The organism is Microcoleus sp. BR0-C5 (assembly GCF_036705045.1).
Taxonomy (GTDB): domain Bacteria; phylum Cyanobacteriota; class Cyanobacteriia; order Cyanobacteriales; family Microcoleaceae; genus Microcoleus.
On the sequence record NZ_JAUBTR010000222.1, the window covers coordinates 1 to 1,021 of the forward strand.

Below are 1,021 nucleotides of genomic sequence, written 5' to 3' on the forward strand. Positions count from 1 at the left end.
TACAGCACTTCCGGGTGTTATGAGGTACAATAAGAATAGATTAAAAAAATACACCAATGAAAGCATATTCAGTAGATTTGCGGACAAAAATAGTAGCAGCCCATCAAGATCAGAAGCTGTCGATCAGAAAAACAGCAGCGATATTTTCCGTCAGTAAAAGTTTAGTTCAAAAACTGGTCAAGCAACAAAAAATAGAGGGGAATTTACAGCCGAAACCCAGGGGTAAACCGAGATATAGTCATTTGAATAATTCCACAGCTTCTTTGAGAGAAATAGTGGCAGCACATCCCGATGCAACCTTACTAGAATTGTGTGAGTTATTTGCTCAGAAGACGGGAAATTGGGTGGGTAGAACAGCCATGTGTAACGCCTTACAAAAGTTGGGATTAAATCGTAAAAAAAAACAGTTAGGAGTAGCCAAGCAGGCACTGAAAGAGTCATGAAATTAAGGTTAGAGTATTGGAAAAAAGTCAAGCATATCGACCCAAAAAATCTAGTCTTTTTAGATGAGACTGGAGTATTACTAGGTTTAACCAGAACTCATGCACGTTCCCAACGAGGAACCAGAGCCTATGCGGTCAAACCTTTTTATCGAGGCAAGAAAGTCACAGTAATTGGTGCAATTAGTCTCACGCAAGTAGTGGCATTAATGACCCTAGACAACTCGATGGATAGCCAAGCATTTGAGGTGTTTATCGAGCAATGTTTAGTGCCAAAATTGTGGTCAGGAGCAGTAGTAGTGATGGATAACTTACCAGCGCATAAAGTAGATTCAATTAAGCCTATGATTGAAGCGGTGGGTGCTTCCATCTTGTGTTTGTCCCCATACTCTCCTGATTTTAATCCTATTGAATTATGGTGGTCGCAACTCAAATCTTTATTGCGACAGTTTTCACCAACCAGCACTAAAATGGTTGACACGATAATTGCTGTGGCTCTTGACTTAATTAATCCGAAACATCTCAAAAACTGGTTTACTAATTGCTGCTACTGTACCTCATAACATCCGGAAGTGCTGTAT

At 40.0% G+C, this 1,021-nt stretch carries 2 protein-coding genes; both read left to right on the top strand.

What is annotated here, in order from left to right; translation table 11 throughout:
- The first annotated feature begins 56 nt into the window (after positions 1–56).
- A complete protein-coding gene (locus QUB08_RS32050; RefSeq protein ID WP_333230341.1) occupies positions 57–443 on the top strand; it encodes an IS630 transposase-related protein in 387 nt (128 codons plus the stop codon).
- Complete coding sequence (locus QUB08_RS32055) at positions 440–1,003, top strand: IS630 family transposase (RefSeq protein WP_333230344.1); 564 nt, start codon at positions 440–442, stop codon at positions 1,001–1,003. The genes QUB08_RS32050 and QUB08_RS32055 overlap by 4 nt, the downstream gene beginning before the upstream one ends.
- Positions 1,004–1,021: the final 18 nt, after the last annotated feature.